This is a genomic window from Rothia nasimurium, assembly GCF_014217215.1.
GTDB lineage: Bacteria > Actinomycetota > Actinomycetes > Actinomycetales > Micrococcaceae > Rothia > Rothia avistercoris.
In genome coordinates this window covers 1,417,368-1,431,625 of sequence record NZ_CP056080.1, presented here as the reverse complement: position 1 = coordinate 1,431,625, position 14,258 = coordinate 1,417,368, and the positions used below count along the sequence as shown (strand labels likewise).

Here is a 14,258-nt window from a genome sequence, read left to right as displayed (position 1 = left end):
GGCTGTGACTTCAACTGTTCTTGCATCTATCCCCTCGCCGTCCATCTCGACCATTGAGCTGGGCCCACTGACCATCCACTTCTATGCCCTCTGTATTTTGGCGGGCATTATGGTGTGCATGTGGCTCACCGGCCGCCGCTGGGCCGCCTGGGGCGAGGACCCCGAGAGGGTCTGGGACGTTGCCATGTGGGCCATTCCCTCCGGCATTATCGGTGCCCGCCTCTACCACGTGCTGATTACCGACCCCGGCTCCTACTTCGGTGAGGGTGCTGACCCGCTTGATGCCTTCAAGATTTGGGAGGGCGGTATCGGCATCATGGGCGCGATTTCGGTCGGTAGCCTGGGTGCCTGGTACGCCTGCCGCCACTACGGGATTTCGCTGGCTAAATTTGCGGACGCCGCCGCTCCCGGCATCATGATCGCCCAGGCTATGGGCCGCTGGGGCAACTGGTTTAACCAGGAGCTCTTCGGCAAGCCCACCACCTTACCCTGGGGTCTGGAAATTTCGGCCACATCGCCCAACTTCCCCGACCAGTACCCGGCGGGCACGCTCTTTCACCCGACTTTCCTCTATGAGTCTCTGTGGAATCTGGTGGGCGCGGCCCTGCTGATTGCCCTGGGCCGTCGCGGCATCTTCCAGCTGGGCCAGACCTTCTGGACCTACGTTGTCTGGTACGGTTTTGGCCGTCTCATGATTGAGACTTTCTTGCGAATCGATACCGCTGAGATGCTGCTGGGGGTTCGTGTTCACGTGTGGACTTCTGGTTCTATCTTCTTGCTGGGTATCGTTATGTTCGCGCTGATGGGGCTACGAGCGCGTAGGCGCGGCGAGCTCCCGGGTGCCTATAGGCAGGGCGCTGTCGTGCCCAGCGCGGACGAGCCCGCCCCGGCGTCCGTCCGCTCCGGCGACTAGCGCACGAGCATAGAAACTGATCCGCACTTATTCTGAAAAGTCCGCAACTAGTTGCGGGTACATCAGAATAAGTGCGGATTACTTTTTGCCCTGGGCCAGTCTGGTATATCTCTCGGGGTTACCACCTGCGGCAGCTGGCTAAGACCCTACTCTTTTTCTCTTGACCCTACAGATTATCTCGGGGCGAAGAGAGAAGAGGTAGGGTCTTTTTCCCCTTAATAAATTGATATGTCTACTTATTAAAAGGTAGGGTAGAGGTAAATATTATATAATCGCGTCAACGAATGCCAGTAGATGCGAAAGAGGTGGTGTCTAGATATGAAGCGACAGCGCTTACAAATGCTTGGGCTAGCGGGAATGATACTCCTGTCTGGTTGTTCCGCGTCTGAATCCGGGGATGATGCAGTGAGTCTGGAACCACCTGCGGATGCTTATGCGTGGACTCCAATGACTAAAGGTTTTGACCGTTCAGAAATAACCCTCTCCCTTGGGCAGGGCAGGGCGTATTCTATTAGTGCTCAGTGTGGTGGCGAAGAGGGCACCGGCTTTACTGTCGATCTTTCATACGAAGATGGTACGTCTATTGCTAGTTATCAGCTTCAGTGCCCACAGCAAATTAATGAATCTTTAGGTGTGACTAGAGACGAGCGAGTAACAATGGCAGTTTCTGCACTAGACGGAAAAGACCTACCTACACATAACTCGTATGCGAGTATTCTGGGCGAGGGCGAATAGCACCTACACACTAGAACCTGATCCGCACTTATTCTGAAAAGTCCGCAACTAGTTGCGGGTACATCAGAATAAGTGCGGATTAGTTTTTGCCCTGGACCAGCCTGGTGAGCAGGGCGGACGCGCGGTGGGCCCGCATACCCACCAGCGATGAATTCGTAGAGTCACTGGGCTTCTGCATTGAAGCGTAGAGATAGTAGCCCGCAAAAGCGACAACAGTAGCCTGCAAGAAATCGAGCTCAGGACGCCCGGACGCCGGCATCAGCTCGTATACCTCAGTGAGAGTCAGCTCGGGGTCAGCAATCAGGGCGTCAGTTGCCACCGAGGCCCAGTCAATGTGGATGTTACCCACCGTTGCCCAGGGCCAGTCAATCAAAATAGCCTCGCCGGAGGGGCGAATCAGAATGTTATCGCCCCGCAAATCGGTATGCACATAGGAGTTCCCTGCCAGATGGGCAACCAGATGCTCGTCCACAAAGGCGGCAAACTCGGCAGCCTTCTGGTTGATAAAGGGCAGTAGCTGCACCAGCTGCTGGTAGGAATCAGTGCCCTGAACATAGGCCAGGTGCTCTAGGGCTACACCCCGAGCGAGTTTGTGCCAGAAGATGAGTTCCTCGGTCAGGTCGGCTTCGGTGGCCGGCAGGTTTAGGCTCGGGTCAATCGGAACCTGGCTCATGCTCTCTAAGGCTCGAAAAACGGCGGCCAGTTCCTCTTTCTGCCAGGGGTTTGCCGGGTGCCGCCCCTCGATATCTTCCAGAAGCAGGGCAACCCAGCCTGCGCCGTCCGCCCCTGAGAAATCGCGGGTGGCAAGGACGGCCGGGGTCGGGGTGTTGCTGGGGAAGGACGCGGTGATGCGGCCCTCCTGCCGGTGCAGGTCAGCAGTGTAAGGGTGAAGGCTAGCGTCAACAGCCTTGAGGAAGGCCCTGCGCCCGCTTGCAGTCACTAGGCGGTCGGCGGTGCCCAGGCTGTACCCACCGCTTTGCGACTCAGCGCCTACCACGGGGCTGCCTAGCTCTTTCTCAACCCACGCCTGTACGGAACGGGGGAGGTCTGCCCAAGTGGCACGTTGGCTGGTGGCTACTGCGGATGCGGTCTGGTCACTCATGGCTCTAGTGTAGCTACCGGGCGCTGCTAATGGCGGTACATCCCCCTTCGGCGCTCTTAGTGCAGTTTGCACCGTAACAGAGCAGAAAAAACCCTAGAGCCCTGGTGTGTAGCCACACTCAACACCTAGTCTTTAAGTGAGCCACAACACTCTAATAGGTTTATTTTGTAAGGAGCTATCACATGGCCACGATGAAAGCCGTTGTTGTTTCTGACCGCCTCGATGGAACCGTAGACATCAAGGACGTGCCCGTACCCGAAGTAGGGCACGGGCAGGTGCTTGCCAAGATTGAATACTCGGGAATCTGCCACACCGACCTGCACGTAGCAGCCAGTGATTTCGGTGAAAAGCCCGGTCGCATCCTGGGGCATGAGGGCGTCGGTGTGATTACCGAAGTTGGCCCCGGTGTAGACCACCTCGAGGTAGGCGACCGTGTCTGCGTTCCCTGGTTCTTCAAGGGCTGCGGCCACTGCGAATACTGCACCGACGGGCGTGAAACCTTCTGCCGCTCCGTTATCAATGCCGGCTACACCGCCGATGGTGGCATGAGTGAATACACCCTGCTCTACGCTGACTACACCGTCAAGGTTCCCGACGCGCTCGACCCGGTCGAGGCAACCTCCATTACCTGTGCGGGTGTGACCACCTACAAGGCTGTGAAGGAAAGCGGGGTGCGCCCCGGCCAGTGGATTGTCTGCTTTGGTGCTGGCGGCCTGGGTAACCTCTCTGTACAGTACGCCAAGAACGTCTTTGGCGCCCAGGTCATTGCCGTTGACCTCAACGAAGACAAGCTGCTGCTGGCTAAGGACAGTGGTGCAGATGTAGTCATCAACGCCAAGAATGTTGAAGACGTTGTAGAAGAAATCAAGAACACCACCGGCGGCGCTGGTGCCCACGTCGCTGTCGTCACCGCCGTGGCTAAGGCAGCCTTTAACCAGGCCGTTGACTCTGTGCGCGCCGGGGGTACCGTGGTCGCCGTGGGTCTGCCTACCGAATCGATGGACCTTAACATCCCCCGCCTGGTACTCGACGGCATTAAGGTACAGGGTTCTCTGGTGGGTACCCGCCAGGATCTTGCCGAGGCCTTCGAATTTGGCGCCCAGGGGCGCGTCAAGCCCGTGGTTCAGCTGCGCCCGGTCGAAGACGCTCAGGCAATCTTTGACGAAATGCACGCCGGCTTAATTAACGGACGCATGGTGCTCGACTTTACGGGGGCAACCCGCTAAATCGCCTACCGGCCGAGTGGGGCTCTGGAACTTTCCAGGGCCCCACTTTTCTAATCTCTATATGAAATATTTATCTCATATATCAAGATTCAAAGTTTCGAGTCTGTTTCAATTTACCGCCGCTGCGTAACGTCGCCCTGTGAATAATTACGCAAAATATTCATGACCTAATCTGGTTTTTCCTAGGTCACACGGGCTCAATTTCTAGGCAAAGAACTTATCTAGTAGGGGAGTGACTCCAAGCCCACCCGCGTAACGCCCAGCTGCCTGTTGAATCTTTACACGCAGGGGCGTATAAATTTACACATACGTAACGAAGTCTCTAGAGACTGATGGACGATTACTCTCGCACCTACCCGAATGCGAGACGAACCGCAGGCTCAGGCCCCCACCCGGGCGTCCTTGAGTGACCACACGCTCCATCGTCACAGCGAGGCGACCACCGACATCTTGTGCTGCAAGGGAGCGGCTAAACCGCAGGCGTCCTGTACCATCAGCTCCCGTGCGCCAGCCGTTTAGCCCACTCCACCGGCACCAGAGCCCAACGTAAGTAGGAACGGCCCACATGAGTCACACCACGCTCGGCAGTGCAGTCCACGCCGATAAGACCTTCACCCAGGACCCCCACACCCTCGGGCACGCCCCTTCACCCTTCACCACTTTTGCCTCCATTCCCGAGGCTACCGGGCTTTACAGCCCTGAGAATGAAAAGGACGCCTGCGGTCTGGCGATGATTGCTACCCTGCGCGGCACCCCCGGCCACGACATCGTCGATCACGCACTGACAGCCCTGCGCCGCCTGGAGCACCGCGGTGCTGTGGGCGCGGACGAGGGCACCGGCGACGGCGCCGGTATTCTGCTGCAGATTCCCGATGCCTTCCTGCGCGAGGTCGTGGACTTTGAGCTGCCCGAACTCGGTAAGTACGCCGTGGGTACCGCCTACCTGCCCACCGGCGGTGAAAACGCCGAAGAGCTCAAAGAGGGCCTGACCCACATTGCCCAGCGCGAGGGCCTGCGCGTGCTCGGCTGGCGCGAGGTTCCGGTCAAGGTAGATATCGTCGGTAAGGCTGCCCGCGAGGTCATGCCCTACTTCGTACAGATGTTCATCGCAGAGGCATCCGGCGAAGACCTGGACGCCGTCAACGCCCCCTTCACCGGGCACATCCCCGTCATCAACCTGGACGAAGATTCAGAGCGCCGCCAGCTCGACCAGAAGGCCTTCCGTGTGCGCAAGCGGGCCCAGCACAAGCTCGGTGTCTACTTCCCGTCCTTCTCATCGCGCACCATCGTCTACAAGGGCATGCTGACCACCGCGCAGCTTGAACCCTTCTACCCGGATCTCTCCGACCCGCGTTTTGCCACCAAGCTGGCGATCGTCCACTCGCGTTTCTCGACCAACACCTTCCCCTCCTGGCCCCTGGCCCAGCCCTTCCGCACTATCGCCCACAACGGCGAAATCAACACGGTCAAGGGCAACCGCAACTGGATGCGCGCTCGCCAGTCCCAGCTCAAGTCCCCGGTTCTGGGCCGTAACCCCGAAGAGCTCTTCCCGATTTGCTCGGTGGGTGCCTCTGACTCCCAGAGCTTCGATGAAGTTGCAGAACTGCTGATGCTCTCGGGCCGTTCGGCTGCTCAGGTGCTGATGATGATGGTTCCCGAGGCCTGGGAAAACCACGAAACCATGGACGAGGACCGCCGCGCCTTCTACCGCTACCACTCCTCCCTCATGGAGCCCTGGGACGGCCCCGCCGCCATTGCTTTTACGGACGGCGACAACGTCGGCTCCGTCCTGGACCGCAACGGTCTGCGCCCCGGCCGCTACTGGGTCACCGACGAGGGCCTGGTCATTCTGGCCTCTGAGGTCGGCGTGGTCGACATGCCCGAAGAGAAGATCATTGAGAAGGGCCGCGTTTCGCCCGGCAAGATGTTCTTCGTAGATACCAAGGCAGGACGCCTGGTGCCCGACGAAGAGGTCAAGGCAGCGGTTGCCGCCGAGCAGCCCTGGAAGCAGTGGGCCGATGAGAACATCGTTGACCTGGCTGACCTGCCCGAGCGCGAACACATCCGTGCCTCCCGCAAGTCGATTCTCAAGCGTCAGCAGACCTTCGGCTACACCGAAGAAGAGCTGCGTAAGATTCTCGCCCCGATGGCAAAGACCGGCGCTGAGCCCATCTACGCCATGGGCACTGACACCCCCATTGCGGTGCTGTCCACCCGCCACCGCCTGCTCTTTGACTACTTCGTGCAGTCCTTTGCCCAGGTGACCAACCCGCCGCTGGACTCCATCCGTGAAGAGCTGGTGACCAGCCTCAAGACCTCTATCGGTGCCGATGGCAACCTGCTGCGCAACGGCCGGGTCAAGGTACAGCACGTGGGGCTTAACTTCCCGGTTATCAATAACGACGAGCTCGATAAGATTGCCCATATCGAAGACGAGGACGGCATGCCTGCCGCTCTCAAGGTCAGCGGCCTCTACCCGGCTCACGGGGGAGAAGAAGCCCTGCGCGCCCGTATCGCTGAAATCTGTGAAAAGGTTTCTGCCGCGGTTGAACGCGGCGTGCAGTTCCTGATTCTTTCAGACCGTAACTCTAACGGCGCCTGGGCACCCATCCCGTCCCTGCTGCTGACCAGCGCCGTCCACCACCACCTGCTGCGCTCAGCCACCCGAACTAAGGTCGCCCTGATCGTTGAAGCGGGCGATGTGCGCGAGGTGCACCACGTTGCCACCCTGATTGGCTACGGCGCCTCGGCAGTCAACCCCTACCTGGCCATGGAATCAGTAGAAGAGCTGGTAGCCCAGGGCGAAATCACCGGTGTGACCGAGTCCGAAGCGGTCTACAATCTGATTAAGGCTCTGGGTAAGGGCCTGCAGAAGATTATGTCCAAGATGGGTATCTCAACCGTCTCCTCCTACTGCGGTGCGCAGACCTTCGAGGCTCTGGGCCTCTCCCAGCAGGTCGTTGACCAGTTCTTCACGGGCACCCACTCCCAGATGGACGGCGTGGGCCTGGACGTCATCGAAGCTGAAACCCGCAAGCGCCACCACGACGCCTACCCCGACGACGGCGTCTCCGTGCCCCACCGCGCCCTGGAAACCGGCGGCGAGTACGACTGGCGCCGCGAGGGCCCGCCCCACCTCTTCAACCCCCAGACCATCTTCCGTCTGCAGCACTCGACCAAGACCCGTCGCTACGACATCTTCAAGTCCTACACCAAGCTGGTTGATGACCAGGCCAAGGATTTGATGACCCTGCGCGGCCTCTTCACCTTCACCGAAGACCGCACCCCCATCTCCATCGACGAGGTTGAGCCCGTCAGTGAGATTGTCAAGCGTTTCTCCACCGGTGCTATGAGCTACGGCTCCATCTCCAAGGAAGCCCACGAGACCCTGGCAATCGCTATGAACCGTCTGGGTGCTAAGTCCAACACCGGTGAGGGCGGTGAGGACGTTGACCGTCTGCTCGACCCCGAACGTCGCTCCGCCATCAAGCAGGTAGCCTCCGGTCGCTTCGGTGTCACCTCCCTCTACCTGACCAACGCCGATGACATCCAGATCAAGATGGCCCAGGGTGCTAAGCCCGGTGAGGGCGGCCAGCTCATGGCTGCCAAGGTCTACCCCTGGGTAGCCAAGACCCGCCACTCCACCCCCGGCGTCTCCCTGATTTCGCCCCCGCCCCACCACGATATCTACTCCATCGAGGACCTCGCCCAGCTCATCTACGACTGCAAGCGGGCTAACCCGTCCGCCCGCGTCCACGTCAAGCTGGTGTCTGAAATCGGTATCGGCACCGTGGCCGCAGGCGTCACCAAGGCTAAGGCGGACGTCGTGCTCATCTCGGGCCACGACGGTGGCACCGGTGCAGCCCCGCTCAACTCCCTCAAGCACGCAGGTGCCCCCTGGGAGCTCGGCCTGGCTGAAGCCCAACAGACCCTCATGATCAACGGCCTGCGCGACCGCGTAGTTGTACAGGCGGACGGCCAGCTCAAGACCGGCCGCGACGTCATCATCGCCGCCCTGCTGGGCGCCGAAGAATACGGCTTCGCCACCGCACCCCTGGTCGTCGAAGGCTGCATCATGATGCGCAAGTGCCACCTGGACACCTGCCCCGTGGGCGTCGCTACCCAGAACCCCGACCTGCGCGCCCGCTTCACCGGCCAGGCAGACCACGTGGTCAACTTCTTTGAGTTCATCGCTGAAGAGGTACGCGAATACCTGGCTCAGCTGGGCTTCCGCACCCTGGACGAAGCTATCGGCCACGCCGAGGTGCTCGACATGTCCCAGGCCATCGATCACTGGAAGGCCGACGGGCTCGACCTGACCAAGGTGCTCACCTCCACCGCCGTCGAATACGAGGGCCAGGGCATCCGCCACCTCAAGGACCAGGACCACGAACTCGAGGCGCACATCGACAACACCTTCATCGCAGCCGCCCAGGCAACCCTGAGCGACCGCACCCCGGTTGCTATCGACTCACCGGTGGTCAACACCGACCGCTCCGTGGGCACCATGCTGGGCCACACCGTCACCAAAACCTTCGGTATTGAGGTGCTGGACCACGACTCCATTACCCTCAACCTCACCGGCCACGCGGGCCAGTCCCTGGGTGCCTTCCTGCCGCAGGGCATCACCATCCGCCTGACCGGCGACTCCAACGACTACGTGGGCAAGGGTCTCTCCGGCGGCCGCATTATCGTGGCTCCGGACGCCGCAGCCCCCCTGGTTGCCGAAGAGAACGTGGTAGCCGGTAACGTCATCGGCTACGGCGCCACCAGCGGTGAAATGTTCATCCGCGGTATCGTCGGTGAGCGCTTCCTGGTACGTAACTCCGGTGCCACTGCGGTTGTTGAAGGCATCGGCGATCACGGCTGCGAATACATGACCGGTGGTAAGGCCCTGATTCTGGGCTCAACCGGCCGTAACTTCGGTGCGGGCATGAGCGGCGGTACCGCCTACGTGCTCGACCTCGATATGGCCAAGGTCAACAAGCAGTCCCGCGAATCCGGCGAACTCGGCTTCCTGGAACTAACCGAGGACGACCGCGCCGAGGTTGCCCAGCTGCTGACCCGCCACCGTACCGAGACCGGCTCAACCCTGGCGTCCGCCCTGCTGGAAGACCTGGAGGGCACCTACGCCCGTATCACCAAGGTACTCCCGCGCGACTTCGCCGCCGTACAAGCTATCCGTGCCGAGGCCGAAGCCGCCGGCGAAGACACCGAATCCATGCAGGTTTGGAACAAGATTTTGGAGGTGACCGCTCGTGGCTGATCCCCGCGGTTTTCTGAAAGTAACCACCCGTCAAGACCGACCCAAGCGCCCCGTCCCCGTGCGCATCCTTGACTGGAACGAGGTGCAGGTCGCCCAGAACTCAGCGGTTCTCAAGACCCAGGCCTCCCGCTGCATGGACTGCGGCGTTCCCTTCTGCCACGTCGGCTGCCCCCTGGGCAACCTGATTCCCGAATGGAACGACCTGACCTGGCGGGAACAAACCGAAAAGGCTGTAGAACGCCTGCACGCGACCAACAACTTCCCCGAGTTCACCGGACGCGTGTGCCCGGCTCCCTGCGAAACCTCCTGCGTGCTGGGCATCAACCAGCCCGCGGTGACCATCAAACAGATCGAGTACTCGATTGCCGAGCAGGCTTTCGAGGGCGGCTACATCGAGCCGATTATGCCCGACCGTATGCTCGATAAGACCGTGGCTGTGGTCGGTTCAGGCCCCGCAGGCCTAGCCGCAGCCCAGCAGCTCACCCAGGCAGGCTTCACCGTTGCTGTCTTCGAACGCGACGACAAGGTAGGCGGCCTGCTGCGCTACGGCATCCCCGACTTCAAGCTAGAAAAAGATATCGTTGACCGCCGTATCGAGGTCATGAAGGCAGAAGGCACCCGCTTCCGCACCGGTGTTGAAATCGGCAAGGACATCACCTGGGACGACCTCAAGCGCCGCTACGACGCCGTCATCGTTGCCACAGGTGCCACCGCCCCCCGCGCCCTGCCCATCCCCGGGGCCGACCTAGACGGCGTCCACTACGCTATGCCCTACCTGACCGAAGCCAACCGCGTGGTAGCAGGCGACCTCGCCGCCCCCACCATCGACGCAGCGGGTAAGCACGTGATCGTACTCGGTGGCGGCGACACCGGCTCAGACTGCATCGGCACCGCCGTCCGCCAGGGAGCTGCCTCCATCACCACCCTGGCCATCGGCGCCCAGCCCCCGGCAGACCGTGCCGACCACGAGCCCTGGCCCATGTTCCCCAAGGTCTTCGAAGTCTCCTCATCCCACGAAGAAGGCGGCGAACGCAAGTACCTGGCCTCAACCGTCGAATTTGTGGGTGAAAACGGTAAACTCACCGGCCTCAAGGTTGCAGAAACCGAATACCTACCCGACGGCCGCCGCGTGCCCAAGGCAGGCACCGAACATGTCATCCCCGCAGACCTGGTCTTCCTGGCCCTGGGCTTCACCGGCCAGGAAAACGACGCCATCACCACCCAGGCCGGCGCCGAACTCGACCGCCGCACCAACGTGGCCCGCGACGAGAACTACATGACCAACGTCCCCGGCGTCTTCTCCTGCGGCGACGCCGGACGCGGCCAGTCCCTAGTCGTGTGGGCTATCGCCGAAGGACGCGCCTGCGCCGCAGCCGTCGAAAAGCACCTGACCGGCTCCACCCTGCTGCCGGCCCCTGTCGCCCCCAGCGACCGGGCTATCGATTTGGCGCTCTAAGGACGGACGGTAGACAGACTCACGCTCGCTGCCGACCCTCTCGTCTGGTTCGCTTCGCTCACAAGACGATTCACGCCAGCCCCGAGCCAGCAGCTTCGCTGTGAGTCTGCCTACCTACCTTTGGCAACGAAGCACCATCAAAACACCGGGCGGGGCCGGTTTTCTGTGGGCGCCTTGGTCTTTCCTTAGGCTAGGGCGGCTACTGCCTCGACCAGCGGTTCAACCTGCTCTTGACTGGAGTAGTCAACGGTTTTGCGGGTGAAGCTGTCAAGCATCTGCTGGTTAGCTTCAGTTTTCTTGGGCAGGGCGGCGATAGCTGAGCGGATGCCCACCATCACGGTTTTGTGCTTGAAAGAAAGTCGGGTGTGGTCGAGGCCGCCGCGCAGGTGAAAGGTGCCGAGGGCGTCCTGAACCAGGGTCTCACCCAGGTTCTTGGCCAGCAGGGCATCGAGCTTCTGCTGGCTCGCCCCCGCCAGGCCACTGAACGAGACAGTGAAGAGGGCAAAGGGCTTGACCCTCAGTTCCTGCTCATACTTTTTGAGCTCCTGGGCGCCGGTGAGGAACCCGCCGTAGTCGCTCAGGCCCGCCACCAGGACGTCCGCGTCGGCTACGGCGCGTTCGGTTAGCTGGTCTAGGGGGAGTAGCTGGGTGGTAAAGCGCCCCTCTAGCTGCTGGCTGATCCAGCGGGCGTACTGCTCGGTGTAGCCGTACTGGCTACCGTAGGCAATCAGTAGTGTTTTCATCGCTAGGAGGCGGCGATTTCGGTCAGGTAGGTTTCAACCTCGGCGACCAGGGGCTTGGTCCATTCGCGGTTGGTATGGTCGGCGCCGCCGTTTTCGAAGGCTTCGATGAGCTGCTTGTCGTACTCGTTCTGCTTGGGCTTGAGCTTGTAGGCGGTCTTGACGCCGGTGAGGGCGGTCTTGTGCAGCTTGGACATTTCATCCATCTTGAGGCCCCCACGGAAGTGGAAGGCGGGGCGGTCGCCGGCAACATCCGCCTTGTAGCTCTTCATGACGCGCTCATCGAGGTAGGAGCGGGGGTAAACTTCGGTGCCGTTGAAGGAGACGGTGTAGAAGACGCGGTTGGGCACTGAGAGCATGGCTTCGCGGCGCTTGCGCAGGGTGGGGGCGCCGGTGAGGAAGCCGCCCAGGTAGCTGGCGCCGACGATGAGTACGTCGGCCGCTTCAATCATTTCGTCGGTGGCTTCGGCGACGGCGGAGAGGGTCACCTGCGGTGCGGACGCGTGGGCGCGCAGGTCTTCTGCGATCCAGTGGGCGTAGCGTTCGGTATGGCCGTAGGTGGAGCCGAAAAGGATGAGGACGTTCGGGGTAGGCATGGGCACTCTTTCGTCGGTTTGCGGGTGGGCAGCTAGCTTTGTGTTCTGCATTCAGGATACGCGCCCGGGGCGTGTGCTCTCAAAGCTGACAAACTAGATAACGGATTTTGTTTGTTTGTGACTGTTTATGTGTGTTTTGGTGGGGTTTATGTCGAATATTTACACAGAAAGTGCCCGATGCCTCCACCAAAACCTCACGAAACAACGTATAATGAGGTGTAGACATGTTGGTTTCATGCTGACTATCTGTGAATATGTTGGTTGTTGGCGGTGGTCAATCCGCTACCGACAGAAACCACACCAAAGGTTCTCAGACCCCTACAAACCTAAGGTTGATTGATGAGACGCGCAAAGATTGTTTGTACTATTGGCCCCGCAATTTCTGCACCCGAGAAAATTGCAGCGGCTATCGAAGCGGGCATGAACGTTGCCCGCCTGAACATGAGCCACGGTGACCACGAGGTTCACACTAACTCATACGCAACCATCCGCGAGCAGGCCGAAAAGCTTGGTCACAACGTCGCGATTCTCGCCGACCTTCAGGGCCCCAAGATTCGCCTCGAAACCTTCAAGAACGGCGCTGAGGTTCTCGAACCCGGCGACACCTTCAAGATCACCATCGAAGATGTTGAAGGTACCAAGGAAATCTGCGGCACCACCTTCAAGGGTCTGCCCGGCGACGTCAAGCCCGGCGATACCCTGCTGATTGATGACGGTAAGATCCGCCTCGAAGCTATCGAGGTTGACGAGACCACCGTGACCACCCGCGTTGTCGTTGGTGGCCCCATCTCCAACAACAAGGGCATCAACCTGCCCGGCGTTGCTGTTTCCATCCCCGCCCTCACCGAGAAGGACGAGCGCGACCTGCGTTTCGCCCTGAACCTGGGCGTGGACATCATCGCTCTCTCCTTCGTCCGCTCAGGCGACGACATCCAGCGCGTTCACGAAATCATGGAAGAAGAGGGCCGTAAGATCGCCGTCATCGCCAAGATTGAAAAGCCCCAAGCGGTTGAAAACCTGCAGGATATCGTCGACAAGTTCGACGGCATCATGGTTGCCCGTGGCGACCTGGGCGTGGAGTTCCCCCTCGAAGAGGTTCCCCTGGTACAGAAGCGCGCCATCGAACTGGCCCGCCGCTGGGCAAAGCCCGTTATCGTGGCAACCCAGGTGCTGGAAACCATGATCCAGAACCCCACTCCCACCCGTGCAGAGGCATCTGACTGCGCTAACGCTATCCTCGACGGTGCCGACGCTGTCATGCTCTCCGGTGAAACCTCAGTGGGTAAGTACCCCATCATTACCATCCAGACCATGGCTCGCATCATCAAGTCCACCGAAGAGCGCGGCCTCTTCCGCGTTCCCGAACTGGGCACCTCACCTAAGACCCGCGGTGGCGCTATCACCCGCGCAGCGGTCAACATCTCCAACCAGCTGGAAGACGTCAAGTACATTGCAGCCTTCACCCAGTCCGGTGACACTGCCCGCCGTCTTGCCCGTCTGCGTCCGGCCAAGCCTGTGCTTGCCCTGACCCCCGAGCCGTCCGTACGTGCCTTCCTCTCCCTGCTGTGGGGCGTTGAGGCAGCTGTGTCACCCGCAGCTAAGGACACCGACGAGATGACCGCCGTGGTCGACCGCTACATGCTGGCTAACGGTCTGGCTCAGGCTAACGACATGATCGTCATGGCTGCCGGTTCACCTCCCGGTGTTGCAGGCTCCACCAATACCGTCAAGGTTCACCGCGTTGGTGACCTCGATGACGCCGGTGCTGTGCTCCCCGAGGCTCGCGAGCAGGTCGGCCCCTACACTGACTAAGGGTTAGTCCGCTCCTTGGAGCTGATATGAAGGCCCCGCTGCTTCATTCCGATGAAGTGGCGGGGTCTTCGTCTGGGTAGACTGGTTGACATGGCACATACTTTACTCACTCGCTCCACCGTTATTGATGCCCCCGTTGATCAGGTTCGCGCCCTGATTGAGGATCTACACGCCTGGGAGAGCTGGTCACCCTGGCAGGAGCCCGACCCCGCTATGCAGCAGACCTACTCCGGTGCCGAACGCGGCATCGGCGCAAAGATGGCATGGGTTGTCTCAAGGCGGTAGCGGAGCGTTAGGACGCCCGCCGCCCCCGGTTGCCTGCGGGAAAGTTTTTCGTCATATAGGGAGCATAGTTGCCTATTATGGTTGAAGAATGAACTTTAACCTGACTGACAGGCGTAGACTTGTTATT

The 14,258-nt window shown here is 60.5% G+C and carries 10 protein-coding genes; 7 read left to right on the top strand and 3 right to left on the bottom strand.

Annotated features, from left to right (window positions below; genetic code table 11):
• The first annotated feature begins 4 nt into the window (after positions 1-4).
• The gene (gene lgt / locus HWU94_RS06600; protein WP_185173021.1) at positions 5-913 is read left to right on the top strand and encodes a prolipoprotein diacylglyceryl transferase; all 909 of its coding nucleotides are present in this window, start codon (positions 5-7) and stop codon (positions 911-913) included.
• Positions 914-1,231: 318 nt separating this feature from the next.
• On the top strand, positions 1,232-1,648 hold the full coding sequence (locus tag HWU94_RS06595) for a hypothetical protein (RefSeq protein ID WP_185173020.1): 417 nt from the start codon (positions 1,232-1,234) through the stop codon (positions 1,646-1,648).
• Between the two features lie 79 nt (positions 1,649-1,727).
• On the opposite strand, the gene HWU94_RS06590 is transcribed toward HWU94_RS06595, so the two are convergent.
• Positions 1,728-2,750 carry an aminoglycoside phosphotransferase family protein gene (locus HWU94_RS06590; RefSeq protein ID WP_185173019.1) on the bottom strand — a complete coding sequence of 341 codons (1,023 nt, stop codon included), beginning with the start codon at positions 2,748-2,750 and terminating at the stop codon, positions 1,728-1,730.
• A 182-nt stretch (positions 2,751-2,932) separates the two neighbouring features.
• Between HWU94_RS06590 and adhP the strand changes: the two genes are divergently transcribed.
• The 3 genes from adhP (at position 2,933) to HWU94_RS06575 (ending at position 10,698) form a co-directional block, all read left to right on the top strand.
• Complete coding sequence (gene adhP / locus HWU94_RS06585; protein ID WP_244955914.1) at positions 2,933-3,976, top strand: alcohol dehydrogenase AdhP; 1,044 nt, start codon at positions 2,933-2,935, stop codon at positions 3,974-3,976.
• Positions 3,977-4,541: 565 nt separating this feature from the next.
• A complete protein-coding gene (gene gltB / locus HWU94_RS06580; RefSeq protein WP_185173018.1) occupies positions 4,542-9,242 on the top strand; it encodes a glutamate synthase large subunit in 4,701 nt (1,566 codons plus the stop codon).
• Entirely contained in the window at positions 9,235-10,698 is a 1,464-nt protein-coding gene (locus HWU94_RS06575) for a glutamate synthase subunit beta (RefSeq protein WP_185173017.1), read from the top strand. The genes gltB and HWU94_RS06575 overlap by 8 nt, the downstream gene beginning before the upstream one ends.
• 185 nt (positions 10,699-10,883) lie before the next feature.
• Here the strand turns inward: HWU94_RS06575 and HWU94_RS06570 are convergent, their stop codons facing one another.
• Complete coding sequence (locus tag HWU94_RS06570) at positions 10,884-11,441, bottom strand: flavodoxin domain-containing protein (protein ID WP_185173016.1); 558 nt, start codon at positions 11,439-11,441, stop codon at positions 10,884-10,886.
• Positions 11,442-11,443: 2 nt separating this feature from the next.
• On the bottom strand, positions 11,444-12,034 hold the full coding sequence (locus tag HWU94_RS06565; protein WP_185173015.1) for a flavodoxin domain-containing protein: 591 nt from the start codon (positions 12,032-12,034) through the stop codon (positions 11,444-11,446).
• Between the two features lie 339 nt (positions 12,035-12,373).
• Between HWU94_RS06565 and pyk the strand changes: the two genes are divergently transcribed.
• The gene (gene pyk / locus HWU94_RS06560) at positions 12,374-13,846 is read left to right on the top strand and encodes a pyruvate kinase (RefSeq protein WP_185173014.1); all 1,473 of its coding nucleotides are present in this window, start codon (positions 12,374-12,376) and stop codon (positions 13,844-13,846) included.
• 90 nt (positions 13,847-13,936) lie between these two features.
• Complete coding sequence (locus tag HWU94_RS06555; RefSeq protein ID WP_185173013.1) at positions 13,937-14,131, top strand: SRPBCC family protein; 195 nt, start codon at positions 13,937-13,939, stop codon at positions 14,129-14,131.
• Positions 14,132-14,258 lie beyond the last annotated feature (127 nt).